Genomic DNA, 24,285 nt, shown 5'->3' on the forward strand with positions numbered 1-24,285 from the left:
ATATTCTTTTGGCAGAATATTGACTTTCAAAAATAAATTTTAACTTTATAATCTCATTTTTATCTTATGGAAAAAGAAGTGCACGAACAATACGAATACGCCAGACGACGATTAAGACAAAAAAAAATCCTTTATTTTCATTTTGTTCTTTTCCTTCTGGGAAGTTTATTTTTATTTATTGCCAATAGGTTTTTTGGTTTTGGCGAAGGTACAACTCAAAATTGGTGTATCTGGGGTATTACAATCTGGCTCTTTCTCTTCATTCTTCATTTTATAAAAGTGTACATAACCGATCGTTTTATGAATAAAAAATGGGAAAGAGAACAAATTGACCGATTAGTTGCTTTACAGCAAAAAAGAATCAGTCAGATAGAATCTTCAATTAATGAAGAGAATGAAAATAAAATTTAGATTAAGCATACCATGATTATAATGATAGCGGCTGTTGCCGAAAATAATGCGCTTGGAAAAAACAATGAATTGGTCTGGCATCTTCCAAATGATTTTAAAAGATTTAAATCACTTACTACCGGTCATCATATTATTATGGGAAGAAAGACTTTTGAAAGTTTTCTAAAACCATTACCAGATCGAGTACATATTATAATTACACGTCAAGAAAATTATCATCCAGAAGGATGTATTGTGGTAGACAGCATTGAGAAGGCAATTGCAGCCTGTCCGGAAAGTGACGATAGTTATATTATTGGCGGCGGCGAGATTTACAATCTAGCTCTTCCGTTTACAGATATAATAGAATTAACCAAAGTTCATCACAGTTTTGATGCAGATACTTTTTTTCCAAAAATTAATAAAAGTGAATGGCTTTTGGTAGAATCTGAAGAAAATTATAAAGACGAAAAACATCTTTATGATTACACTTATGAAACTTACATTAGAAAATAAATAAAAAACATCCCCTAAAATAGAGGATGTTTTTAAAACAATTGATTTTTGACCTGACTCTCTCAGAATAGTTTTTGTTTAAAAAAATCACAAATGTTAAAAACATTTGAAATAACTGAATAACATTTTATGTTATTTGAGACCTAGATCTCAAAACGCCTTTAACAACAAATACCACTAAGATATTAAAGGCAGAAAATTAAAATTTCCAAAAACAAATTTAATCCTAAGAACGTATTTTGCACTATTAATTAGTATTTCCCCCCAAGAATAATACTTACAAAACTTTTTCAAGAACAAATGAATTTACAAGCGCAAAAACAGTAACCATTTGCTTAAGTCATAGTGACAATTATCAATCATTAAAACTTTAATCATTTTTACTTTAGCAAAGTTGTTCATATTAGAGAGACTACACAATACCGTGATTTAGGGATTTTATCAATATCCCTAAATTTAGGGATGCCGGAACACCATGAGTTTTAACTTTGAAATAAATCAACTAAAACATTTATTTTACAAATCAAAAAACTCAATTACAGTTAAACTAGATTGTTTATATTTGTCCAAATTAAAAAAATGTCTGAAAAAGTAACTCCGTATAAAGACTCTTCACTAGGAAAAAAAGAGCAGGTAACCCAAATGTTTGACACCATTTCTGGGAATTACGATAATTTAAATCGTGTCATTTCATTTGGCATTGACGTTAAGTGGCGTAAAAAAGTATTAAAAATAGTATCAGACAAAAAACCAAAGGTTATTTTAGATATTGCTACAGGAACTGGTGATTTAGCTATTTTATTAGCACAAACTAATGCCGAAAAAATTATTGGTTTGGATATTTCTGCTGGAATGCTGGAAGTTGGAAAAAAGAAAGTTCAAGAAAAAAACCTCTCTAACATTATTGAATTGGTTTTAGGTGATTCTGAAAATATGCCTTTTGAAGATAATTATTTTGATGCAATTACAGTTGGTTTTGGAGTAAGAAACTTTGAAAATCTCGAAAAAGGTTTCTCGGAAATCTTAAGAGTTCTAAAACCAAATGGAGTTTTCGTTATTTTAGAAACTTCTATTCCAGATAAATTCCCTTATAAACAAGGTTATAATTTTTATAGTAAAAACATATTGCCACTTATCGGAAAATTATTTTCAAAAGATAATGACGCTTATGGCTATTTATCTGAATCTGCTGCCGCTTTTCCGTATGGAGAAGCCTTAAACAATATTTTGAGAAAAACTGGGTTTATAGATGTTGTGGCAATGCCACAAACTTTTGGTGTCGCAACGATTTATTCTGCATCTAAAAAATAGTATGAAAAAAGCTGTAATCTTAATTTTATTGATCTTAACGACAAAAGGGTACTCACAATTCGCTAAAAGTATGTTTAGCAAAGACCCTATTATTAACCTAGAAAACTGGCAAAAGCAGCGTGTCTACTTTGGTTATTATTTAGGTTTTAATAGTTTTGATTTTAAATTTGATTACAAAACTCCTGTTCAAAATGATATTCAGGTAAAAAAAACTACCGGTTTTAACGTTGGCGTTGTAGCTGATTTGAGATTACAGGAATATATAAACCTTCGTTTTGAACCTGGATTGTACTATACAAAACGTGATTTATATTTTTCTGGTGTCGGAAATTTAGAAAGTGATTATTTAAGAGAAGTAAACAGCACCTACATACATTTTCCTTTGTTATTAAAATTTTCTGCTTTACGCACAGGAAATATCCGTCCGTATTTAGTTGGCGGTATGTCTACAACTTTAAATCTATCCAGCAATTCCAAGTCTCAAGATGATAATTACCAACAGAAATTTAGAGTAAAACAATGGACCGCCGCTTACGAAGTAGGATTTGGAATCGATATTTTTACTGAATACTTTATCTTTTCTCCTTCTGTCAGAGGTATGTTCGGCATAACTGATGAATTAATTCGAGATAATACATCTCCTAGTGGTTACACGGATAATATTGATTCAATGAAATCTAGAGCAATTTTAATAAATTTCACTTTTCATTAAAACAAAATCTTAACTATTTCGTTTAAATTCACTGAGAATAATTGCTGTTGCAGTAGCTACATTTAAACTTTCGGTTTTTTGCAGCTCTCCAAATCTTGGAATTGAAAGACGAGAAGTTACTATTTTTTCAATCTCCCCTGAAATACCGTTTGCTTCATTACCCATAATAATGATGCCTTCCTGCGGTAATTCTGATTGATAAATATTTGCTCCGTCCATAAACGTTCCAAAAACAGGCAGTTTGGTTTGAGTAAGAAAAGTTTTTAAGTCAATATAATTTACATTTACTCTGGTAATTGATCCCATTGTGGCCTGAACCACTTTCGGGTTATAAATGTCGACGGTTTCTTTGGAACAAATTACTTGTTTTATCCCAAACCAATCGCAAAGACGCAGAATAGTTCCTAAATTTCCAGGATCTCTAATATCGTCTAAAGCCACGATTAAACCCGAATCGGTTACAGCCTTTTCGGCCGGCATTTTAAAAACTGCCAAACAAGAATTTGGAGTCGTTAAAGCACTTATTTTTTTTAGTTCTTGTTCATTAATAAGAGTTCGTTTTGAAGCCTGAACCGCTTCAAAATCATTCAATGTGGTGTATAAATGTTCTAATTCAAAATTGGATTGCAGCAATTCTTGAATTACTTTTACTCCTTCAGCAAAAAATAATTGATTAGCAGAACGCTGCTTTTTTTGATGTAAACTAGAGATAAGTTTTATTTGGTTTTTACTAACCATAAAATAATGTACTTTTGAATTAAATATTTAACAACACTTGAAAAATAATTCCACAAAAATAATAGCATTTCTTCTAATTGCAATACTTATTTGCGCTTGTAATGCCGTAAAAAGAGTTCCCGATGGAAAAAACCTTCTTGTAAAAAACAATATTCTAGTTAACGGAAAAGCAACTAATGACGAAGTTGCAGCCAATCAGATGTATCAGAAACCAAATGGTAAACTTTTAGGCTACAAACTTCGATTAAATTTATACAATTTAGCTAATTTAAATCCAGATTCTACTTATCAGGCAAAATTCAAAAACAATCCTGGAAAGTATGAACGCATGTCTAAAATTTTATCTTCAAAACAAGTAGACCGCCTTGGACAGTCTTTTTATTACAAAGGAATTCATGAGTTTTTAAAAAATACCGGCGAACCACCTGTAATTATCGATACTGCTAAAACAAAAAAATCATTGCTTCGTTTAAAATACTACTATTTCAACAATGGTTTTTTTAACGTTCAAACCGGATATACAATTGATACTATCGGTAAAAAAAGGGCTGCAATTAATTATAACATTACCACTGGACCAGCTTATAAATTAGACACCATCAGCACAAAGATTCTGACTCCTGCTTTAGACTCTTTGTATAAAACTAACAATGAACCGTCTCTATTAAAATCAGGAAATCAATATAAAACAACTGATTTTGAAGAAGAAAAAAACCGTATTACAACTTATTTCAGAAACCATGGAGCTTATTACTTTCAGCCAACTTATGTAACTTTTGACATCGATACTATTGGTAAAAAAAATCAAGCCAATGTAACTTTAAATATCACAAACAATGTTATTCAAGGAAGAGATTCAAGCCGAACCGAACCTTTTAAACTGTACACCATTAGCGACGTAAATATCTACACAGATTATTCTGCCGCCAATTCAAAGAAAAAACCAACCGACAGTACAACTTATAACAATTTTAATCTTTACAGCTATAAAACATTAAAATACAAACCACGTGCCATCACTGATGCCATTTTTATTACCAAAGGAAGTACTTTTGCCGATTTTAGAACCACACTGTCTTCTCGCTATCTGAATAACTTAAAGATTTTTAATTATCCATCTATTCAATACGAAGTGGATAAAAGAGATTCTACAGCCCAGTCTCTTATTGCAAATGTTTATCTAACTCCTAGAAAAAAATATAGTTTTGGAGCAACTCTTGACGTTACACATTCTAATATTCAGGATTTTGGAATTGGAGCTAGTATTTCGGAAACTATTCGAAATGTTTTTAACCGTGCCGAAACCTTAGAAATTTCCGCTCGTTTGAATATTGGTTCTTCGAGAGATATGGCAAATCCGAATAATAATTTCTTTAATGTATCGGAATATGGTTTGGATATGAAATTGAACTTCCCAAGAATTCTATTTCCCTTTGGAACCGAAAAAATTATTCCAAAAAGTATGATTCCTTACACCTCTATAACTTCTGGTTTTTCAAAGCAGCGAAATATTGGTTTAGATAAGGAAAACTTTACCGGGGGTATTTCATACAACTGGACACCAAAACGCCACAACACGGCAAAACTAGAATTATTAAATGCACAGTTTGTCCGAAATTTAAATCCGGGCAACTACTTTAATGTATACACTTCTTCTTACAATGATTTAAATGCCATTGGAAAAGATTACAATCAGAAACCTGAAAACTGGGGAGAAACACCCGAAGAGCAAGCTAGAGAAAACCTAACAATACCCAAAGGAACAACTGGCTTCACTAATGACGTTTTAACAAACCAAACTGCTTTAACATCAAATGATGCACAATACCAAGAAGTCGCAAGTATAGAGGAAAGAAGAATTCGTCTAACAGAAAACGATTTTATTTTAGCAACCAGTTATTCTTTCACAAAAACAACTAAAAAAGATCTTGCAGATAATAATTTTTATCAATTTAGAACAAAAATTGAATCGGCAGGTACATTGTTAACCGCTATTTCAAGCATTGGAAACCTTCCTAAAAATGCAAGAGGAAACTATGAGCTATTTAATTTAGAATATTCAGAATACGTTAAAACAGAATTTGATTACATCAAGCACTGGGATTTTGGAAAAGAAAAAGTACTGGCCGTTAGAAGCTTCTTTGGGATTGCAATTCCATTCGGAAATTCGAATTACATTCCCTTTTCACGAAGTTATTATGGCGGAGGTTCCAATGACAACCGCGCTTGGCAGCCATACGCTTTAGGACCAGGAAGTACTAATGCTGTAAATGACTTTAACGAGGCCAATATGAAAATCGCAGCGAGTATCGAATATCGTTTCAAAGTTTTTGGAGATGTAAAAGGAGCGCTCTTTGCAGATGCCGGAAATATCTGGAATGTACTCGATAATGTGGTAGATCCAAAAGCAAAATTTGATAACTTAAACGATTTAGAAGAAATTGCGTTAGGAACTGGATTTGGTTTACGATACGATTTAAGCTTTTTTGTTATTCGTTTAGATTTAGGCTTTAAGACTTATAATCCGGCGCATCCGAAGGGTGACCGATGGTTTAAAGAATACAATTTTGGGCATTCTGTTTTAAATTTTGGAATAAATTATCCATTCTAATGGTATTTAATTCTTATTTTTGCAACCTAAAAACTAAAAACAACTATAAAAAAAATTACAATGGCACACAACATTAAACCAGGAGTAGCTACAGGAGATCAAGTACAAGAGATCTTTAATTATGCGAAAGAGAAGGGTTTTGCTCTTCCAGCAGTAAACGTTACTGGATCTAGCACAATTAATGGAGTTCTTGAAACTGCAGCAAAACTAAACGCGCCAGTTATCATTCAATTTTCTAACGGTGGAGCACAATTCAACGCTGGAAAAGGATTATCTAATGCAGGTGAAAAGGCAGCAATCGCGGGAGGAATCGCAGGAGCAAAACATATTCACACATTAGCAGAAGCTTACGGTGCAACTGTAATTTTACATACTGACCACTGTGCAAAAAAACTTTTACCTTGGATTGATGGTTTATTAGATGCTTCTGAAAAACATTTCGCAGAAACAGGAAAACCATTATTCAGTTCTCACATGATCGATTTGTCTGAGGAGCCAATCGAAGAAAACATCGAGATCTGTAAAGAATATTTAGCTAGAATGAGCAAAATGGGCATGACATTGGAAATCGAACTTGGTATTACAGGTGGAGAAGAAGATGGTGTTGACAACTCTGATGTTGACAGCTCAAAATTATACACACAGCCAGAAGAAGTAGCTTATGCTTACGAAGAATTATCTAAAGTAAGTCCTAAATTCACTATCGCTGCTGCTTTTGGAAACGTTCACGGTGTTTACAAACCAGGAAACGTAAAATTAACTCCAAAAATCTTAAAAAATTCTCAAGATTTCGTACAAAACAAATTCAACACAGGACACAATCCAGTTGATTTCGTTTTCCACGGAGGTTCAGGTTCTACACTTGAAGAAATCAGAGAAGGAATTAGCTACGGAGTTATCAAAATGAACATCGATACCGATTTACAATTTGCATACACTGAAGGTATCCGTGATTATATGGTTAAAAATCTTGACTATTTGAAATCTCAAATTGGAAACCCAGAAGGTCCAGATGCTCCAAACAAAAAATACTACGATCCAAGAAGATGGGTTCGTGAAAGCGAAGTAACATTCAACGCAAGACTTGAACAAGCTTTTGCTGATTTAAATAACGTGAATACGTTATAAAAAAGTAATCAGTGTACAGTTTTAAGTATTCAATTTGAATACTTAAAACTGAATACGACTGAACACTAAATTTTTTATTACTGAACACTGAATACTAAAAGAAATGGCTTGGTTTAAAAGACAAGAAAAAGGGATTACGACCGCTACTGAAGATAAGATGGACGTTCCGAAAGGATTGTGGTACAAATCTCCTACTGGAAAAATTATTGATGCTGACGAATTGGCGAGAAATTTATTCGTTAGCCCTGAAGATGATTTTCACGTTCGAATTGGAAGCGCAACCTATTTTGAAATTTTATTCGACAACAACGAATTTGTTGAGTTAGATAAAAACATGACCTCTAAAGATCCTCTGCACTTTGTGGACACAAAGAAATATGCAGAAAGATTGAAAGATGTAATGGAAAAAACTCATCTTAAAGACGCTGTACGTACGGGAGTAGGAAAATCTAAAGGTAGAGAACTTGTAATCTGCTGTATGGATTTCGCTTTTATTGGCGGATCTATGGGAGCAGTTGTAGGGGAAAAAATTGCAAGAGGTATTGATCACGCTATCAAAAACAAATTACCGTTTGTAATGATTTCTAAATCTGGTGGAGCTCGTATGATGGAAGCTGCTTATTCTTTAATGCAATTAGCAAAAACTTCTGTAAAACTAGCTCAATTAGCTGAGGCTAAATTACCTTATATTTCTCTTTGTACAGATCCAACAACTGGAGGAACAACTGCATCTTACGCTATGTTAGGAGATATCAACATCTCTGAGCCGGGCGCTTTGATTGGTTTCGCTGGTCCGCGTGTTGTTCGTGACACTACAGGAAAAGATTTACCAGAAGGTTTCCAAACTGCTGAGTTCTTATTAGAGCACGGTTTCTTAGACTTTATCACGCCTAGAAAAGAATTGAAAGATAAGATCAACTTATACATAGATTTGATTCAAAATAATGATATCAGAAAATAGTTTTTAAGACTATTTCTAAACATAAAATCCCAAGAAGTTGATTCTTGGGATTTTTTTTTATCTTTAATTTAAATCTTATTTGTATGGCGAGAATTTTATTTGGTTTTATGATTTTATTTCTTTTCAATTGTAGCAAGAAAGAAGAAAAGATCGTAATCAATAACAAACCTTATATTATCTCTTATGAAAATAAGAAATTCAATAAATATGCTGACTCATTAAAGGAAAAGAGCGACAAAGTCATCTTCCCTTCCCTAAAAGGTTTTTATTGCCAAAATCAACTTTTAATAGATAAAAAAGGAAATCTCTTCTTTTATCAAATAGAATACATTCCAAAAATATGCGGATCTACAATGGAAACCGACACGATACCATATCTATCAAACTTACATCCCATAGATTTAGTCAAATTACCCCATTCAAGTGTAAATGATTTTCTTTATTTAAACATTCTCAATAAAGAAAAAAATGAACAAAGATTAATTATTGCATCTCAAAATGACACAATAAAAAATATGTCAATTTTTAATTTTGTAAATAAACTAGAAGCTTACAAAATTAGAAGAACAACTCAGGAAGAGGACACTGTTTTAAAATACAAGAAAAATAATAAATTCTACAATTATGAAGATATTAAATGGGATCAAAACAGAATTATTCTCCCTTTTATAAAACCAAAATTGAGTCGTTAGATTATATATATCATTCCTACGAAACTTCTTTATGCATGATTCCATATATCTTCATAAGGAATAAATTCCGTTGCTACAAAATGATTCATTCCTATGGAATTTTATAGAAATCCAATTAAAAGAGAATAAGCTACTAAAGCAATTCAACTAAAGCTTCTTTTTAACCTTAAAATCAATCTCTAAATTAAGTTGAAATATCATCTCACAGCTTAAAAAACCTTTGCAACTTTGCCTCTCTGAACCTTTGCAGCTAAAAAAACATAGCAACTCAGCATCTCAGTCCCGATAGCTATCGGGATAGCATCTTTTAAAAACCTACATCCCCGTTCGAATAGCTTCAACAGGATCCAAATTTGCTGCAGAAATTGCAGGTAAAATCCCCGAAACCAAACCGATAAAAGCAGCCAGACCAGTTCCTAAAAGAATATTTCCTAAACTTAATACAAATTCAAAGTCAAGTAATTTGGTCAAACCAAAGGCAATTCCCCAGACCATCAGAAGTCCGATGACACCACCAATAACTGATAAAATTATTGCTTCAAATAAAAATTGAAACAAGATAAATTTATTTTTTGCTCCAAGTGATTTTTGAATTCCGATAAGATTCGTCCTTTCTTTAACAGAAACAAACATAATATTGGCAATTCCAAAACCGCCGACTAAAAGAGAAAATCCGCTGATCACCCACCCTACTACATTCATCTGACCTAAAATTCCGTCAATAAAATCAGTAAATCCAGAAAGCACATTGATAAAAAAGTTATCCATTTCTCCTGCTTTCATGCCTCGGATTGCTCGAAGTTTTTGTGCGATTTCTGCTTTGTACGCCTCCATGTCGACACCTTTCACTGGCTTTAAAACAATCACAGGTGTCATGGCATCACTGTCTCCATACATTCTTCGTAAAAAATTAGCTGGAAGATAAACCGAAGTATCATTACTGTCTCCAAAAAAACCAGCACCTTGTTTTGCCATTACACCAATAACCGTAAAACGTTGCCCGTATAAACGAATACTTTTACCAAGCGGATCACTTGTCCCAAAAAGCCCTTCGGCAATATCATATCCTAAAACAATAACTGCAGTTCCCGAATTAGATTCTGATTCATTATAAAATCTTCCTCTATCAAAGCTCAATCCGTCAATATCGACCATTTCGCTTGACGAAGGAATAATATTTACATCGCTGACTGTTTTTGAATCGTATTTTAAAGTTTCTCTATTTACAAAAAGCTGATATCCTACTTGATCGGTATCATTCATTGAATTTTTCAAACCGATATATTCATCGTATTTTACATTTGGAAACTGTTCCCTTTTCCATTGCGGAATTTCAGATGGCCCAAAACAAAATTTCATTAAATAAATTGTATTTTTATCTAAGCTGCTCAAATCTTTAGAGATTTTTTTGTCTAAAGAATCAACAGCAGCCAAAACAGCGATAATTGAAAAAATACCAATTGTAACACCTAAGAGCGACAACAACGTACGTAATTTATTATTTCGCAAAGCATTGATGGCAAAGCTTAGACTTTCTTTTAACAATCTTAAATAAACAAGCATATTTTTGTATTTTTCAATAAAGTAAAATTCAATAATTTAAAATCAAAAACCTAATAAAAGTTAACTTACTCATCAGTAGATTTTTTTGGCATTTTGTTACATCATTTTCTTTAAAATAATATATAAAAAAACTACTTTTGCAGTCTCAAAATCATAACTACACAATGAGCACAACAAAAAAAATACAATCGGCATTAATTTCTGTTTTTTCTAAAGATGGATTAGAACCAATTGTTAGAAAATTACACGAACAAAACGTAACACTTTATTCAACTGGAGGAACAGAAGATTTCATCAAAAACCTTGGTATTCCGGTAGTTCCTGTTGAAGATATCACATCTTTCCCTGAAATCCTTGGTGGAAGAGTTAAAACATTACACCCGAAAATTTTTGGTGGAATTTTAAATCGTCAGGACAACGAAAGTGATGTGCAGCAAATGAAAGAATTTGATATTCCTCAAATTGATTTAGTAATTGTTGATTTATATCCTTTCGAAAAAACGGTTGCTTCTGGAGCAAGTGAACAAGATATTATCGAAAAAATTGATATCGGAGGTATTTCATTAATTCGTGCTGGTGCTAAAAATTTCAAAGACACTGTAATTGTTGCTTCGGTAAATGAGTACAGCTTACTTTTGGATTTGATTACGGAGCAAGATGGAGCAACAACTTTGGAAAACAGAAGATTGTTTGCAACTAAAGCATTCCATGTTTCATCTCACTACGATGGAGCTATTTTTAATTATTTCAATACAGACGAGACTATTTACAAAGAAAGCATTGCAAACGGTCAAGTTTTAAGATATGGTGAAAACCCTCACCAAAAAGGATTCTTCTTTGGAGATTTTGATGCAATGTTCAATAAACTTCACGGAAAAGAATTATCATACAACAATTTGCTTGATGTTGATGCTGCAGTTAACTTAATTGCTGAATTCAAAACTGACGGACCAACATTTGCGATTCTAAAACACAACAACGCTTGCGGTTTAGCTTCAAGAAAAACAATCAGCGAAGCTTATTTAGCGGCTTTGGCTTGTGATCCTACTTCAGCTTTTGGAGGAGTGTTAATTTCTAATACTAAAATAGATTTAGAAACGGCTCAGGAAATCAACAAATTATTCTGTGAAGTAGTAATTGCCCCAGCTTATGATGATGAGGCTGTTACAGTTTTACAAGAGAAGAAAAACAGAATTATATTAGTTCAAAATGAAGTTGAATTACCATCTCGTCAAGTAAGAACTTGTCTTAATGGTTTGTTAATTCAGGACAGAAATAATATTACGGATAATAAAGAGCATTTAAAAACCGTTACAATAACAGAACCTACTGCTCAAGAGATCGAAGATTTGATCTTTGCTTCAAAAATCTGCAAGAATACAAAATCAAACACCATTGTATTTGCTAAAAACGGAACATTGATTTCATCAGGTACAGGTCAGACTTCAAGAGTTGACGCTTTAATTCAAGCTGTTGACAAAGCAAAAGCTTTTGGATTTGATTTAAATGGAGCTTCGATGGCAAGTGATGCATTTTTCCCATTTCCGGACTGTGTAGAATTAGCCAAAAAAGCAGGAATAACAGCTGTAATTCAGCCAGGAGGTTCGATAAAAGACGAATTAAGCATAAATTATTGCAATGAAAATAATCTTGCAATGGTATTTACTGGAACTCGTCATTTTAAACATTAATTTGTTTAACTTTGTTCGATAAATAATTTATAACATTTTAAACCCCTAAAAAACTTATGGGATTTTTTGATTTCATGACCGAGGATATTGCAATAGACCTTGGTACCGCAAACACTTTAATCATTCACAATGATAAAGTTGTTATTGACAGCCCCTCTATCGTAGCACGAGATAGAGTTTCAGGCAAAATCATCGCTGTTGGTAAAGAAGCCAACATGATGCAAGGTAAAACGCATGAAAACATTAAGACCATAAGGCCTTTGAAAGACGGTGTAATTGCCGATTTTGATGCTTCGGAAAAAATGATCAATATGTTCATTAAAAGCATTCCTGCATTAAAAAAGAGAATGTTTACACCTGCATTGAGAATGGTAGTTTGTATTCCTTCCGGAATTACAGAGGTTGAAATGCGTGCCGTAAAAGAATCTTGTGAGCGTGTAAACGGAAAAGAAGTTTACTTGATTCACGAACCAATGGCCGCTGCAATTGGTATTGGAATTGACATCATGCAGCCAAAAGGAAACATGATCGTAGATATCGGAGGTGGTACAACAGAAATTGCAGTTATAGCATTAGGCGGAATTGTTTGCGACAAATCTGTAAAAATTGCAGGTGACGTTTTCACAAATGATATCGTTTATTACATGCGTACACAGCACAACTTATTTGTTGGAGAAAGTACTGCTGAGAAAATCAAAATTCAAATTGGAGCAGCTATCGAAGATTTAGATGGACCGCCAGAAGATATGTCTGTTCAGGGTAGAGATTTGCTTACTGGTAAACCAAAACAAGTAGACGTTTCTTACCGTGAGATTGCAAAAGCGTTAGACAAATCAATTCAGCGTATCGAGGATGCCGTAATGGAAACATTATCTCAAACTCCGCCTGAATTAGCTGCCGATATTTACAACACTGGTATCTATTTAGCTGGTGGTGGATCTATGTTGAGAGGTCTTGACAAACGTATTTCTCAAAAAACAGATTTACCAGTTTACATTGCTGAAGATCCATTAAGAGCTGTTGTTCGCGGTACAGGAATGGCTCTTAAAAACATTGCAAAATTTAAAAGTATCTTAATCAAATAAGATTCAAAATAACAATCAATTTACTTTTATGAGGGTCAAATTTCTAATATTTGATCCTCGTAAAACTTGAAACCATAAAGCATATCCTGAAACAAAACAACCAAACAAGAAATGCAGCAAATATTTAATTTCATTATAAGAAACAGTAATCGATTGCTGTTTTTGCTGCTTTTAGGTATATCGTTAGGACTCACCATTCAATCTCACTCCTACCATAGAAGCAGAGTAATCAGTTCTGCTAATTTTTTAAGCGGCGGTGTTTACGAAAGAATCAATCGTGTAAATGAATACTTGAATTTAAGAGCCGAAAACGACGAGCTTGTACTTGAAAACGCAAGATTAAAAAGCCTTTTATTCAACAAAGAAGATACTACAAAACCACCTACACCTGACAGTATTAAAGGTGTAAAACCTTCGGATATCATTGTATCTAAAGTAATTCATAATTCATACAATACTCACGAGAACTATATCACTTTAAACTCTGGAAGCAAAGATGGAGTTAAGCAAGATATGGGAGTAATCAACAGCTTAGGAATTGTGGGAGTTATTGATAACACTTCACCAAACTATTCAACCGTAGTCAGTATTCTGAACATGAAATCTCATATTAATGCAAAAATCAAAAAATCAAATCATTTTGGTTCATTAACATGGAACGGAAAAAGCACAGGATATGTCCAGTTGGAAGATGTTCCTCGATTAGCTTCTATCAGAAAAGGCGACACCATTGTTACTGGCGGACAATCAGTAATTTTCCCTGAAGGAATTAATATTGGAACAGTTGATATCGTGTACAAAAAAGAAGGCACAAGTTTTTATGTTATAAAAGTGAAATTGTTTAACGACATGACTAATTTAGGACACGTTTATATTATTAAAAGTAAAGGAAGAGAAGAACTTATTAATTTAGAAAACAAAAGCAAAGAGAAAGATGAATAGCGCTTTGTTGGTAAATATTTTTCGATTTATTATACTGCTGGCAGTTCAGATTGTTATTTTCAACAATATGAATTTCTTAGGCTATATAAGTCCTTTTCCGTATATCTTGTATATCATTTTATACCCTGTAAACAGTAATAAAGCGGGTTTAATAATCTCCAGCTTTTTACTTGGATTAACAATGGATATGTTTTGTAATTCTGGCGGGATACATGCAACAGCCTGTGTAATTCTTGCCTATTACAGACCCTATATTTTCAAGTTCTCTTTTGGACTTAGTTACGAATATCAAACTATCAAACTAAACGAATCTTTAACACCAGAGCGATTTTCATTTATACTGGTTTCGGTTTTAATGCACCATATTGTATTGTTTGTTCTCGAAGCATTTCAATTCAAGTTTATCTGGGATATTTTACTCCGAACCTTATTTAGTTCTATTTTTACTATAATCACCTCCATAATAATAATTTATCTTATTAAGCCCAATAAACGATGAGAAAAGTTCTGCTGCCCACTATAATTATTATTGCAGCATCTTTGTTAGTGATTAGGATCTTTTATCTGCAAATTATCGATGATTCTTTTAAACTGAAATCAGAAAATAATGCAATAAAAAAAGTCTACGACTATCCTGAAAGAGGCTATATCTATGATAGACACGGGAAACTTCTCGTAGCTAATCAGGCTTCTTATGATATTATGGTTATTCCGAGAGAGGTAAAAAAGGATTTAAATATTGCTGAATTCTGTACACTTTTAAATATTCCACAAGAAGAATATCATAAACGTATTGAAAAAGCAAAAATTTACAGCCCAAGACTTCCATCTGTTTTCTTATCACAGTTAAACAAAAATGAATTTGCTGCTTTTCAGGAAAAAATCAGAAAATATGAAGGATTTTATTTCCAAAAAAGATCGCTTCGTGATTACGAAGTAGATTATGGCGCAAATATTTTTGGTTTTATCACACAAGTTAATGAAAAATTTCTTGCCAAGAATCCGTACTATAATAGTGGGGATTTACATGGGATGCAAGGTGTAGAACAAAGCTACGAAGACATTTTACGTGGTATAAAAGGTGTAAAATACATTCAAAAAGATAAATACAATAGAGAAATAGGTCCTTATAAAGAAGGAAAATACGATACAATTGCCGTAGCTGGAGAAGACATTAATTTAACCATTGATGCTGCTCTTCAAAAGTATGGCGAAGAATTAATGATCAATAAAAGAGGTGGTATCGTTGCCATTGAGCCTAAATCTGGTGAAATTTTAGCACTGGTTACTGCTCCATCTTATGACCCAGGAATTTTGGTTGGCCGTCAAAGATCTAAAAACTATACGCTTTTATATCACGACTCTATCGCAAAACCATTATATGACAGAGGACTTTTAGCAGAGTATCCTCCAGGATCGCCATTCAAAATTTTAACCGGTTTGGTGGCACTGCAAGAGGGAGTTATAAATGAGCAGACCACTTTTATGTGTCACCACGGATTTAGTTATGGTGGTGGTCGATTTATGAAATGCCACGGTTTTGGGCCACACCAATTACATAATGGAATTTATAATTCTTGTAATACTTATTTCGGGCAAGCCTATATGCTTACCATCAACAAGTATAAAGATCCGGGACAAGCTGTTGATGTTTGGAGTAGTCACGTAAAAAGTTTTGGCTTAGGACAATTTATGGGTTATGATTTACCTACTGGAAAAAGAGGTAATATTCCAACTTCAAAAACATACAAAAGAATTTATCCTAACGGAGGATGGAGAAGCTCCACTATTGTGTCTAACGCAATTGGTCAGGGAGAGGTTTTGATGACACCAATTCAGTTAGCTAATATGATGGCAACTGTTGCCAATCAAGGATATTACTATACTCCTCATATCATTAAAAAGATTGAAGGAGAAAAAATTGATGAAAAATTTACAACAAAACATGTAACAACCATTGATCAAAAATATTTCCCGCCAGTTATCAGCGGATTATTTGATGTATATAACAAAGGTACCGCTTACGCTCTTAGAGTAGAAGGAATTGATATTTGTGGAAAAACAGGGACAGCAGAGAACTATGCTAAAATAAACGGAAAAAGAGAAAAACTTAAAGACCACTCGATTTTCGTAGCTTTCGCACCAAAAGATAATCCAAAAATTGCCATTGCAGTTATGATTGAAAATGGAGGTTTTGGAGCAACAGTCGCAGGACCTATTGCAAGTTTGATGATTGAAAAATATCTAAGAAACAAAATCACTAGAACTGACTTAGAAACAAGAGTATTAAATAAAAGTTTAGCTGCCGAATATGCAAAATTAGGCGGGATGAACGAAGCAAGTAAAATCGAATCTGTACCGAAAGACTCTGTTTTACAAGCAAAAATTATAAAACCCAAAGCGCCAGTTACAGTAACGCCAAAAACAGAGGTTAAAAAAACAGCAGTAGACACAACTAAGAAAAACTAAGAGAAAGTATTTCAAATGAAAAATCAAAGTGTAAAAAATAATATTGATTGGATAAGTGTCTTTATCTACATCGCGCTGGTAACACTAGGATGGCTGAATATTTATTCGTCTTCCCTATTATCAACAGATGGAACTTATCAAAAACAGCTTATTTTTATTGGCTGTACAATTCCTTTGATATTTGTTGTACTTTTTGTTGATGGTAAATTTTATGAAAAATACGCCAGTATTATCTTTGGAGTGGCTTTATTATCACTTGCAGGGCTATTTCTATTTGGAAAAACAATTGCAGGACAACGATGCTGGTACGCTATCGGAAGTTTTACTTTGCAGCCTTCAGAATTTGCTAAAGCGGCTACTTCATTGGCTTTGGCCAAATATTTAAGTGACACTCAAATTAATTTAAAAGAAACCAATAGACAGATTCAGGCTTTAGCAATTATGTTATTACCTGTAATGCTTATTTTACCACAGCCAGACCCTGGAAGTGCTTTAATCTACAGTGTCTTTATTTTGGTTTTATACAGAGAAGGATTACCATCTTGGTACGTATGGACGGCTTTTATAACTATTGCTTTATTTGTCCTTACCTTAGTATTAGAGCCTTATGTGGTTATTGGTATAGCTTTTATTGTTTTAGCTATTATTTATTTCAAAGGAAGAGTTGTTGACCGAAACCTGCTTTTAAGCGCAATCTTATTGGCTTTAATTTCTGGTTTTGTTTTTTCTGTTGATTATGTTTTCGACAACGTTTTTAAACAGCACCATAGAGACCGTTTCAATATTCTTTTGGGTAAAACTGTAGATATGAAAGGTATCGGATATAACACCAATCAATCTGAAATTGCGATTGGATCTGGAGGATGGATTGGAAAAGGTTTTTTAGAAGGAACACAAACCAAAGGAGGATTCGTTCCAGAACAGCATACCGATTATATCTTTACAACTGTTGGTGAAGAATGGGGATTTGCAGGCTCTTTGACTGTGATTGTACTTTTTGTTACATTACTGCTTAGAGTTATTTATTTAGCCGAAAGGCAAAAAACAAAATTCAGCCGAGTCTATGGCTATTGTGTCGCCGGAATTCTCTTTATACACTTCTTTGTAAACATTGCCATGGTAATTGGAATTTTCCCAACAATTGGAGTCCCTCTTCCCTTCTTTTCTTATGGAGGTTCTGGACTTTGGGGCTTTACAATATTGTTGTTTATTTTCCTTAAAATGGATGCCAACAAAGTAAATGAATGGTAATTTTCTAAATCTCAAATTCAAATTAGAAAATTCCAAACAAAACTTTAAATCTAAAAGAAATCATTCTTCAAGATTTATCATTGCCCAACGTTTATACAATAACATATTATGTTAATCGCATTATTAACGTAGGCTATGTTGAACCAATTCCACAAATAAAATAATCATATCGATTATAAGCATAAAAAAAATCCGAAGTTCAGGCTTCGGATTTTTTTGTTTCTTTTATTTGATTATATCTGTTCGTTTGGTCTCTTTTTTAAAAGCTTTAATAGGACTGGGAACGTTGATATTACAATGATGATTATAATGATATATTCTATGTGTTTTTTCAAATCTATTCCTTGTTTCAAGAAGACACCGTATAAATAATGACCTGCAAAGATTAAGATAAATGACCAAAGAAAAGAACTTAAAATATTATAAAACATAAACTTCTTTTTATCCATCGAAACAATTCCAGCAACTATTGGAGCGAATGTTCTAAAAATAGGAAGAAAACGAGCGTAAATGATTGCCTTTCCACCGTACTTCTCAAAGAAATCTTTTGACTGAAGCAGGTATTTTTTCTTAAACCAAAAAGTATCTTCTTTTTTAAATAAATAATAACCGCTTTTGGCTCCAAACCAATAACCCGTCATATTTCCTAAAACTCCCATTATCGCTACTGCAGTGGCAAGTAAAAATACATTTATAAAATCATTTGGAATATGTACAACGTTCTCAATTAAATCACGGCTATAAATACCGGCTAAGAAAAGCAAACTGTCTCCAGGCAGAAAAAAACCCGCAAAAAGTCCTGTTTCAGCAAATACTATAAACAGCACAATAAACAACCCAATTTGAAAACCTCCGACGCTTAAAGTAATATAAAATTCAGGGTTTAGTAACTGAGTCCATTCAAAATTATTCATAAAATGAGATTGGTTATTTTTATAAGTTTGTGAAAGTAACAATAATTTACCTCAACCGCAATAAAATGCAGTATTTTAAACATAAATTAACTATTAAAAAAAGCCCAAACATAAGTTTGGGCTTTTAGTTATAATTATTCTCTCACATACTTGCAACAGCTATGAAGATTATCATAATCCTCAGTTGTTGCTTTCACTTCTTTAGTATCATGACCTGCTTTTGCAACTGCCTTATTCAAATCTGAAGGAGAAGATTTCTCTTCGTTCAAAATAACCGACAATTGATGAGAACTAATATCCCAACTAGCCATTTTTACTCCAGGAACACCATAAGCTGCTTTCTCAATTCGTTTTTTACACTGCTCGCAGTTTCCGTTTACTTCTGTAGTATATTTTAAGTTTTTGTTCTTTTTAGCTTGAGCTTGCGCTGAAAAACCAAAAAAAGTAATCATTGCTATTAAAAGTAATTTGTTCATCTTAATTATTATTTATTGTTATTGTTTATTTAATTTTAAATCGTAACCCAGCATAATACATTTGTCCAAAAATTGGTGCGTATGCAATAGAAGCATCAAAATTAGGCCCAAAAGGATTTTCAGCTCCTAAAATTGCTTTTTTCTGCTTATAGTTTCCAATATTTTCTCCTCCTACATACACTTCAAAAACAGAAGAAAAAACACGAGTTACTTGTGCATTCATAATGGCATAAGCAGGCGAAAAATCAGGCAATTGATCTTCTGCAGGATTTGAAGCCGTATAAGGCAACTGCTGTTTGCCTGACCAGTTATACGTAAAATCAAATCTCCATTGTTTGTCATCACTTAAAGTTGTTTCGTATTCCAGATTTCCTAAGAAACGATGTTTTGCCTGCAACGGACGTTGGAAAGAACCTCTCAAATAATCGGTTTGAATGTCGTAATATTTATAAGCTGTTCTCAAATTCAAATTATGAATCAACTCGTAATTAAATTCTACTTGAAGACTGTTTGCAAAAGAACTTCCTTTCAAATCATAAAATAAAACCTGTTGCGGACTCTGCATTACATCTACAATCGCCTGATTTTGGAAATCAGTTCTGTAAAAGTCGAAACCTGCATCGGCATTTTTATTGAAAATTTTAAATTTCTGAGAAAAACTAATTCCATAGTTCCAAGCAATTTCAGGATTTAAACCATAAACTTTTCCGCTTGCATCTAAAATAGAGAACGTTCTAGAACTTGCAAAAAGCTGTTGGTTTTCGGCAAAAATGTTAGCTGTACGTTTTCCTCTTCCTGCTGAGAAACGAATAACTCCATTTTTCCACGGATTATATCTCATGTGCAATCTTGGAGTTACAAAGAAACCTAATCGGTTATGATTGTCTACCCTTCCTCCTAAAATCAAACTAAAATTGTCTGTGTTGTCATAAGTATACTCAAAAAATGCTCCAACCGAATTATCAATTCTGCTGTAATCCACAACATTTACAAACTCTTGATACTGATCGTAAGTAAAGTTTAAACCCGTTGTAAACTTGTGCATTGTATTGTTGATAATCGAGTTGAAAATCAAATTAGAATAAAAACTATTCTGTTTGATATCATAAAGATTCAAACCAAAATAAGAATCTTGTCTGTGGCTGTTAAAAGCATTTTGAAAGCCAATACTTTGATACGGCATGTCTTTGAATACATATCCTATTTTAGTAGAAACATCAAAACGCTCTGTATTGATTTCAGAACCCCAATAATTTGTCGTCCCACGATCACGGTCTTTATCAAAATCCACTTCTCCTGTTTGTTTTTTATCATTCATATATCTGAAATTGATAAAACTAACCAAACCGCTTTCTGGATTGTAATACTGGTAACGATTTAAAACATTGATTTGCTTTCCTAACGGATTATCCAAAAATCCGTCATTATTCATATCGTTTTTTGCTACACGCGTATTTCCGTGAACAAATAAACTTGTTGCCCATTTATCAGAAAGTTTTTTATTGAAATGCGTATTTAATTCGAATCGGGAATCAGTTGAACCATAAGCATTCAAAAAGAAAGGAATATCGTTTAATGGTTTTAAAAGTTCTGTATTGATCTGACCCGAAATACTTTCGTAACCATTGATAACACTTCCTGCTCCTTTGGTAATCTGAACACTTTCGATCCATGTTCCAGGAGTAAAGGATAGTCCGTAAGCTTGAGAAGCACCGCGAACAGAAGGAATATTTTCTTCTGTAATCATTAAATACGGACTGGTTAATCCAAGCATTTTAATTTGCTTAGTTCCCGTTAAAGCATCCGAAAAATTAACATCAATCGATGGATTGGTCTCAAAACTTTCTGCCAGATTACAGCAGGCTGCTTTAAGCAATTCTTTACTGGTAATAACTGATGTATTGGCTGTTAAGGTATAGGATTTTTTAATCCCTTTTTGTTTTTTATTGATTTTTACTTCCTCTAAATCTTCTTGCGAAAAAGCAGCAACAGAAAGCAAAAATGCCATAAAAAGCATGATATTTTTTTGCATAAAAAAATGATTTTAATGTTGAATAGAATTGCTTTTTTGATGTTTGTTCGAAAACAAAATCAATCAAAATGCGCATACAAAGCCTTAATCAAGACTTGTACGATATCTTAACATTAAAATCAGGAGTAGAAAATATACTGATGGTATAATTTGAATAAGGGGGGCGCATTTGCATCAGCATAATACGAAAGTATTTCTTTCTTTTTAAAACTTGGAAGTTCTAAAAATACTAAAGGTTTGTAATCTTGCTGAATTGCTGGAAAATCAAATTGAAAAAAGAAAAATTTAAGCGTTGCGTTATCTGACTTTTTCTCAATCTGAACGTGTTTGTCTTTACAGCAGGAATTCTCTTTTTCTTTAGAACTGCAGCATTTTTTTTCGACTACTGGTTTTGAAGTTGTATTTAAAGAAATAGACGCGATTTTTCCGCCGCAATAGTGCACATCAAGAGCAAACCCAATATTGGAAACCAATAATAGGAACGCTAAAAATAGTCCTGTGCACTTTTTTAAATTCATACTGCAAAACTATTCAAAAACTGCCGATAAAAAAACCAAAATAAATGTTATTTTTTTGAAGATTGCAACTGATAATAAAATCCTGGAATAAATAACAGCACTAAAATAGGCTGAATTATAAATCTTCTGACATAAAAAAGAAGCCAATTAGCATCTGGAAAATATTCCAGAATTACAAAAAAGGCGACTAAGAGCAATACAATAAAAAAACTGTATACGATTAAACTGAATTTAAAAATATCCTGATTTTGAAATAAGACATAAATCAAAAGAAGAGACAAAGCAGAATTCAGAAAATAACGAAAAAAAAGTCCGAAAAAGAGTTTCAGGCTGTTGAATTTAGGATAAGGCAGATCTTTAAAATCATCTTTAAAATAATTCAAAAAAGGATCGTAAAACAATTTCGTTTCGAAACTCCTAATGAGCGCGAAACATAATATTACAATTACTGCAATAAAAATTTGAAGCTTATTTTGTTTTAAGTTATCTAGCATATTTTGAAAATCTATTGATCCAGAAAATCCATAAAACAAAAACATATCCGTAAATAATCAATGGAAATACAATTTCATGAAGTAGATCTTCATATTTTGGAAAATTAATCAAAAGAACTGTTAATAAGGCAATTCTAATGATATTCAAAATGTAAATAGACAAAACTCCCAAGAATATAAAAAGTAAAGTCTGTTTTAACTTTCCTGAAAAAGCAGCCACAAAAGAAACGAAAAGAATCATCACGCTTACAGCATTACAACCTTCAGTTACAAGTGCTAATTGGCGTCCATTTAATACGATTCGCATCCAAGGGTTTTGAGCACTTTTCTGAATGACAACATCATAATTAAGAAACCTCAACAACTGCTCAGTATTCTTACCGCAAAGTACTGTTATACCATCAAGGTCATTTACTTCAAAACTATTCAAATAGAATTTATAAAGCAACGTCAGGACAATATACGTCAAGAAAAAGATCCCTACGAAAATTAAAAACGGCTTAAACTGGACTAAATATTTCTTCAAGAGATTTTTTTTTCAAATTTATGTATTTTTTGAGTTTAGCTTTAAATACTTTTGTATAAAATTTTCAAATCATGACATTTCAAGAATTACAACCAAAAATAAGCGCTATAGTATCTGATAACAATAAAGTTAGAGATGAGAAACTATTAGCTGTCTGCCAACTATTAAACGAAAATATAGAATACTATAATTGGGTAGGTTTCTATTTTGCGAATCACGAAAACAAAACACTTCATTTAGGTCCATACGTAGGTGCAGAAACGGACCACACAGTTATTCCTTTCGGAAAAGGAATCTGCGGACAAGTTGCAGAAAGCAATGCCAACTTTGTAGTGCCTGATGTAAAAGCTCAAGACAATTATATTGCCTGCAGTTTGACTGTTAAATCTGAAATTGTAGTACCGCTTTTTGTTAATGGAATTAATATAGGACAAATCGATATCGACAGTCATGTTATTGATCCATTTACAGAAGCTGACGAAAGATTTTTAGAATTTGTAAATCAAGAGGTTGCTAAATTATTCTAGAAGTTCTATTTTTATTAGAGAAAATAGCTTTGAATGAAAAAATGCACCTTTATATTATTCTTCTTTATAATTTCAGCTCATTTATCGGCACAAATTAATATGGTCTCGAAAAAGATTTTTCTTGACTCATTAAATCGTGAAACCACTTCTCCAGACTTTAGCTATACAAGAGTAATTACCAACTATTCTCAAAAAAGCACAAGATATGTAATCACTGATTTCTACAAAAATGGAAGAAAGAAGATGACTGGTGCTACTTTGGATAGAGACATCCTGAAAAAAGATGGAGAGTTTATTTGTTATTATAAAAATGGAGCCAAAGAATCGGTTATAAATTACGTTGACGATCATAAATCCGGCAAAGAAATTAATTGGTACGAAAACCAAAGTAAAAAAACGGAGAAACAGAATTCTTGGGATCCAAAAACAAAAAAATCTCAAACCCTGATTCTTAATTGCTGGAAGGAAGACAAAACGCAAACTGTAACTGACGGAAATGGCGAATATGAAGAAACCGATGGATTTGTAAATCAAAAAGGAGAAATAAAAAATGGCTTAAAACAAGGAATGTGGCAGGGAAATGATTCTTCTAAGAATATTTCGTTTACCGATAATTATGAGAAAGGCATCTTAATTTCTGGAGAAAGCATCGATGCTAATAATGTAAAAACTTCTTATTCTTCTTTAGGCGAAAAACAGAGTGGTAAAAGGGCTTCAAAGTCAAAATAACCGCCTTAG

At 32.8% G+C, this 24,285-nt stretch carries 24 protein-coding genes; 16 read left to right on the forward strand and 8 right to left on the reverse strand.

Annotated elements, in window-relative coordinates; all coding sequences use genetic code 11:
- Positions 1-66 precede the first annotated feature (66 nt).
- The 4 genes from GSY47_RS17395 to porT all read left to right on the forward strand — a co-directional run bounded on the left by GSY47_RS17395 (position 67) and on the right by porT (position 2,929).
- Positions 67-411 carry a 2TM domain-containing protein gene (locus tag GSY47_RS17395; protein WP_179002527.1) on the forward strand — a complete coding sequence of 115 codons (345 nt, stop codon included), beginning with the start codon at positions 67-69 and terminating at the stop codon, positions 409-411.
- A 12-nt stretch (positions 412-423) separates the two neighbouring features.
- A complete protein-coding gene (locus GSY47_RS17400; protein ID WP_179002528.1) occupies positions 424-906 on the forward strand; it encodes a dihydrofolate reductase in 483 nt (160 codons plus the stop codon).
- Between the two features lie 579 nt (positions 907-1,485).
- Positions 1,486-2,217, forward strand: a complete 732-nt coding sequence (gene ubiE, locus GSY47_RS17405) for a bifunctional demethylmenaquinone methyltransferase/2-methoxy-6-polyprenyl-1,4-benzoquinol methylase UbiE (RefSeq protein WP_179002529.1) — start codon at positions 1,486-1,488, stop codon at positions 2,215-2,217.
- A gap of 1 nt (position 2,218) precedes the next feature.
- On the forward strand, positions 2,219-2,929 hold the full coding sequence (gene porT, locus GSY47_RS17410) for a type IX secretion/gliding motility protein PorT/SprT (protein ID WP_179002530.1): 711 nt from the start codon (positions 2,219-2,221) through the stop codon (positions 2,927-2,929).
- Positions 2,930-2,938: 9 nt separating this feature from the next.
- On the opposite strand, the gene GSY47_RS17415 is transcribed toward porT, so the two are convergent.
- Complete coding sequence (locus GSY47_RS17415; RefSeq protein ID WP_179002531.1) at positions 2,939-3,667, reverse strand: TrmH family RNA methyltransferase; 729 nt, start codon at positions 3,665-3,667, stop codon at positions 2,939-2,941.
- Positions 3,668-3,704: 37 nt separating this feature from the next.
- Between GSY47_RS17415 and tamL the strand changes: the two genes are divergently transcribed.
- From tamL to GSY47_RS17435, 4 genes are all read left to right on the forward strand, one after another.
- Positions 3,705-6,278, forward strand: coding sequence for a translocation and assembly module lipoprotein TamL (gene tamL / locus GSY47_RS17420; protein WP_219071493.1), 2,574 nt, complete (start codon positions 3,705-3,707; stop codon positions 6,276-6,278).
- A 60-nt stretch (positions 6,279-6,338) separates the two neighbouring features.
- Positions 6,339-7,406 carry a class II fructose-bisphosphate aldolase gene (gene fbaA, locus GSY47_RS17425; RefSeq protein ID WP_012023542.1) on the forward strand — a complete coding sequence of 356 codons (1,068 nt, stop codon included), beginning with the start codon at positions 6,339-6,341 and terminating at the stop codon, positions 7,404-7,406.
- Positions 7,407-7,509: 103 nt separating this feature from the next.
- Positions 7,510-8,367 carry an acetyl-CoA carboxylase, carboxyltransferase subunit beta gene (gene accD / locus GSY47_RS17430; RefSeq protein ID WP_135221320.1) on the forward strand — a complete coding sequence of 286 codons (858 nt, stop codon included), beginning with the start codon at positions 7,510-7,512 and terminating at the stop codon, positions 8,365-8,367.
- 83 nt (positions 8,368-8,450) lie between these two features.
- On the forward strand, positions 8,451-9,059 hold the full coding sequence (locus GSY47_RS17435; protein ID WP_179002533.1) for a hypothetical protein: 609 nt from the start codon (positions 8,451-8,453) through the stop codon (positions 9,057-9,059).
- A 315-nt stretch (positions 9,060-9,374) separates the two neighbouring features.
- Here GSY47_RS17435 and GSY47_RS17440 read toward each other — a convergent pair whose 3' ends face one another.
- The gene (locus GSY47_RS17440; RefSeq protein ID WP_091493910.1) at positions 9,375-10,622 is read right to left on the reverse strand and encodes an ABC transporter permease; all 1,248 of its coding nucleotides are present in this window, start codon (positions 10,620-10,622) and stop codon (positions 9,375-9,377) included.
- A gap of 164 nt (positions 10,623-10,786) precedes the next feature.
- Between GSY47_RS17440 and purH the strand changes: the two genes are divergently transcribed.
- The 6 genes from purH (at position 10,787) to rodA (ending at position 18,060) form a co-directional block, all read left to right on the forward strand.
- The gene (purH, locus tag GSY47_RS17445; protein WP_179002534.1) at positions 10,787-12,313 is read left to right on the forward strand and encodes a bifunctional phosphoribosylaminoimidazolecarboxamide formyltransferase/IMP cyclohydrolase; all 1,527 of its coding nucleotides are present in this window, start codon (positions 10,787-10,789) and stop codon (positions 12,311-12,313) included.
- Between the two features lie 56 nt (positions 12,314-12,369).
- A complete protein-coding gene (locus GSY47_RS17450) occupies positions 12,370-13,398 on the forward strand; it encodes a rod shape-determining protein (RefSeq protein ID WP_008466528.1) in 1,029 nt (342 codons plus the stop codon).
- Between the two features lie 111 nt (positions 13,399-13,509).
- Positions 13,510-14,340: a rod shape-determining protein MreC gene (gene mreC / locus GSY47_RS17455; RefSeq protein WP_179002535.1), complete on the forward strand. Its 831-nt coding sequence runs from the start codon at positions 13,510-13,512 to the stop codon at positions 14,338-14,340.
- Positions 14,333-14,839 carry a rod shape-determining protein MreD gene (locus tag GSY47_RS17460; RefSeq protein WP_179002536.1) on the forward strand — a complete coding sequence of 169 codons (507 nt, stop codon included), beginning with the start codon at positions 14,333-14,335 and terminating at the stop codon, positions 14,837-14,839. The genes mreC and GSY47_RS17460 overlap by 8 nt, the downstream gene beginning before the upstream one ends.
- Positions 14,836-16,809, forward strand: coding sequence for a penicillin-binding protein 2 (gene mrdA, locus GSY47_RS17465; RefSeq protein WP_179002537.1), 1,974 nt, complete (start codon positions 14,836-14,838; stop codon positions 16,807-16,809). Before GSY47_RS17460 ends, mrdA begins: the two co-directional genes overlap by 4 nt.
- Positions 16,810-16,824: 15 nt before the next feature.
- Positions 16,825-18,060, forward strand: coding sequence for a rod shape-determining protein RodA (gene rodA / locus GSY47_RS17470; protein WP_179002538.1), 1,236 nt, complete (start codon positions 16,825-16,827; stop codon positions 18,058-18,060).
- 233 nt (positions 18,061-18,293) lie between these two features.
- Here the strand turns inward: rodA and GSY47_RS17475 are convergent, their stop codons facing one another.
- From GSY47_RS17475 to xrtF, 6 genes are all read right to left on the reverse strand, one after another.
- Entirely contained in the window at positions 18,294-18,974 is a 681-nt protein-coding gene (locus GSY47_RS17475; RefSeq protein ID WP_179002539.1) for a DedA family protein, read from the reverse strand.
- A gap of 134 nt (positions 18,975-19,108) precedes the next feature.
- Complete coding sequence (locus GSY47_RS17480; protein ID WP_219071494.1) at positions 19,109-19,450, reverse strand: heavy-metal-associated domain-containing protein; 342 nt, start codon at positions 19,448-19,450, stop codon at positions 19,109-19,111.
- Between the two features lie 25 nt (positions 19,451-19,475).
- Positions 19,476-21,482: a TonB-dependent receptor plug domain-containing protein gene (locus tag GSY47_RS17485; RefSeq protein WP_179002541.1), complete on the reverse strand. Its 2,007-nt coding sequence runs from the start codon at positions 21,480-21,482 to the stop codon at positions 19,476-19,478.
- Between the two features lie 119 nt (positions 21,483-21,601).
- The gene (locus GSY47_RS17490) at positions 21,602-22,000 is read right to left on the reverse strand and encodes an HYC_CC_PP family protein (RefSeq protein WP_179002542.1); all 399 of its coding nucleotides are present in this window, start codon (positions 21,998-22,000) and stop codon (positions 21,602-21,604) included.
- A gap of 47 nt (positions 22,001-22,047) precedes the next feature.
- The gene (locus GSY47_RS17495; RefSeq protein WP_179002543.1) at positions 22,048-22,494 is read right to left on the reverse strand and encodes an exosortase F system-associated membrane protein; all 447 of its coding nucleotides are present in this window, start codon (positions 22,492-22,494) and stop codon (positions 22,048-22,050) included.
- Entirely contained in the window at positions 22,484-23,020 is a 537-nt protein-coding gene (xrtF, locus tag GSY47_RS17500) for an exosortase family protein XrtF (RefSeq protein WP_179002544.1), read from the reverse strand. The genes GSY47_RS17495 and xrtF overlap by 11 nt, the downstream gene beginning before the upstream one ends.
- 71 nt (positions 23,021-23,091) lie before the next feature.
- Here xrtF and GSY47_RS17505 point away from each other — a divergent pair, with 71 nt between their 5' ends.
- On the forward strand, positions 23,092-23,547 hold the full coding sequence (locus GSY47_RS17505; RefSeq protein ID WP_091493940.1) for a GAF domain-containing protein: 456 nt from the start codon (positions 23,092-23,094) through the stop codon (positions 23,545-23,547).
- Between the two features lie 33 nt (positions 23,548-23,580).
- On the forward strand, positions 23,581-24,276 hold the full coding sequence (locus GSY47_RS17510; protein WP_179002545.1) for a toxin-antitoxin system YwqK family antitoxin: 696 nt from the start codon (positions 23,581-23,583) through the stop codon (positions 24,274-24,276).
- Positions 24,277-24,285 lie beyond the last annotated feature (9 nt).

Source organism: Flavobacterium quisquiliarum, from assembly GCF_019308285.1.
Taxonomy (GTDB): domain Bacteria; phylum Bacteroidota; class Bacteroidia; order Flavobacteriales; family Flavobacteriaceae; genus Flavobacterium; species Flavobacterium quisquiliarum.

What these genes read in the sequence shown, in the direction of transcription:
- GSY47_RS17505 (WP_091493940.1), top strand. Translation starts at nt 23,092, where the DNA reads ATGACATTTCAAGAATTACAACCAAAAATAAGCGCTATAGTATCTGAT.
- GSY47_RS17490 (WP_179002542.1), bottom strand. Translation starts at nt 22,000, where the DNA reads ATGAATTTAAAAAAGTGCACAGGACTATTTTTAGCGTTCCTATTATTG.
- GSY47_RS17395 (WP_179002527.1), top strand. Translation starts at nt 67, where the DNA reads ATGGAAAAAGAAGTGCACGAACAATACGAATACGCCAGACGACGATTA.
- GSY47_RS17495 (WP_179002543.1), bottom strand. Translation starts at nt 22,494, where the DNA reads ATGCTAGATAACTTAAAACAAAATAAGCTTCAAATTTTTATTGCAGTA.
- fbaA (WP_012023542.1), top strand. Translation starts at nt 6,339, where the DNA reads ATGGCACACAACATTAAACCAGGAGTAGCTACAGGAGATCAAGTACAA.
- GSY47_RS17450 (WP_008466528.1), top strand. Translation starts at nt 12,370, where the DNA reads ATGGGATTTTTTGATTTCATGACCGAGGATATTGCAATAGACCTTGGT.
- GSY47_RS17440 (WP_091493910.1), bottom strand. Translation starts at nt 10,622, where the DNA reads ATGCTTGTTTATTTAAGATTGTTAAAAGAAAGTCTAAGCTTTGCCATC.
- mreC (WP_179002535.1), top strand. Translation starts at nt 13,510, where the DNA reads ATGCAGCAAATATTTAATTTCATTATAAGAAACAGTAATCGATTGCTG.
- GSY47_RS17510 (WP_179002545.1), top strand. Translation starts at nt 23,581, where the DNA reads ATGAAAAAATGCACCTTTATATTATTCTTCTTTATAATTTCAGCTCAT.
- GSY47_RS17415 (WP_179002531.1), bottom strand. Translation starts at nt 3,667, where the DNA reads ATGGTTAGTAAAAACCAAATAAAACTTATCTCTAGTTTACATCAAAAA.
- porT (WP_179002530.1), top strand. Translation starts at nt 2,219, where the DNA reads ATGAAAAAAGCTGTAATCTTAATTTTATTGATCTTAACGACAAAAGGG.
- mrdA (WP_179002537.1), top strand. Translation starts at nt 14,836, where the DNA reads ATGAGAAAAGTTCTGCTGCCCACTATAATTATTATTGCAGCATCTTTG.
- accD (WP_135221320.1), top strand. Translation starts at nt 7,510, where the DNA reads ATGGCTTGGTTTAAAAGACAAGAAAAAGGGATTACGACCGCTACTGAA.
- rodA (WP_179002538.1), top strand. Translation starts at nt 16,825, where the DNA reads ATGAAAAATCAAAGTGTAAAAAATAATATTGATTGGATAAGTGTCTTT.
- purH (WP_179002534.1), top strand. Translation starts at nt 10,787, where the DNA reads ATGAGCACAACAAAAAAAATACAATCGGCATTAATTTCTGTTTTTTCT.
- GSY47_RS17400 (WP_179002528.1), top strand. Translation starts at nt 424, where the DNA reads ATGATTATAATGATAGCGGCTGTTGCCGAAAATAATGCGCTTGGAAAA.
- GSY47_RS17475 (WP_179002539.1), bottom strand. Translation starts at nt 18,974, where the DNA reads ATGAATAATTTTGAATGGACTCAGTTACTAAACCCTGAATTTTATATT.
- ubiE (WP_179002529.1), top strand. Translation starts at nt 1,486, where the DNA reads ATGTCTGAAAAAGTAACTCCGTATAAAGACTCTTCACTAGGAAAAAAA.
- GSY47_RS17435 (WP_179002533.1), top strand. Translation starts at nt 8,451, where the DNA reads ATGGCGAGAATTTTATTTGGTTTTATGATTTTATTTCTTTTCAATTGT.
- GSY47_RS17480 (WP_219071494.1), bottom strand. Translation starts at nt 19,450, where the DNA reads ATGAACAAATTACTTTTAATAGCAATGATTACTTTTTTTGGTTTTTCA.
- GSY47_RS17485 (WP_179002541.1), bottom strand. Translation starts at nt 21,482, where the DNA reads ATGCAAAAAAATATCATGCTTTTTATGGCATTTTTGCTTTCTGTTGCT.
- GSY47_RS17460 (WP_179002536.1), top strand. Translation starts at nt 14,333, where the DNA reads ATGAATAGCGCTTTGTTGGTAAATATTTTTCGATTTATTATACTGCTG.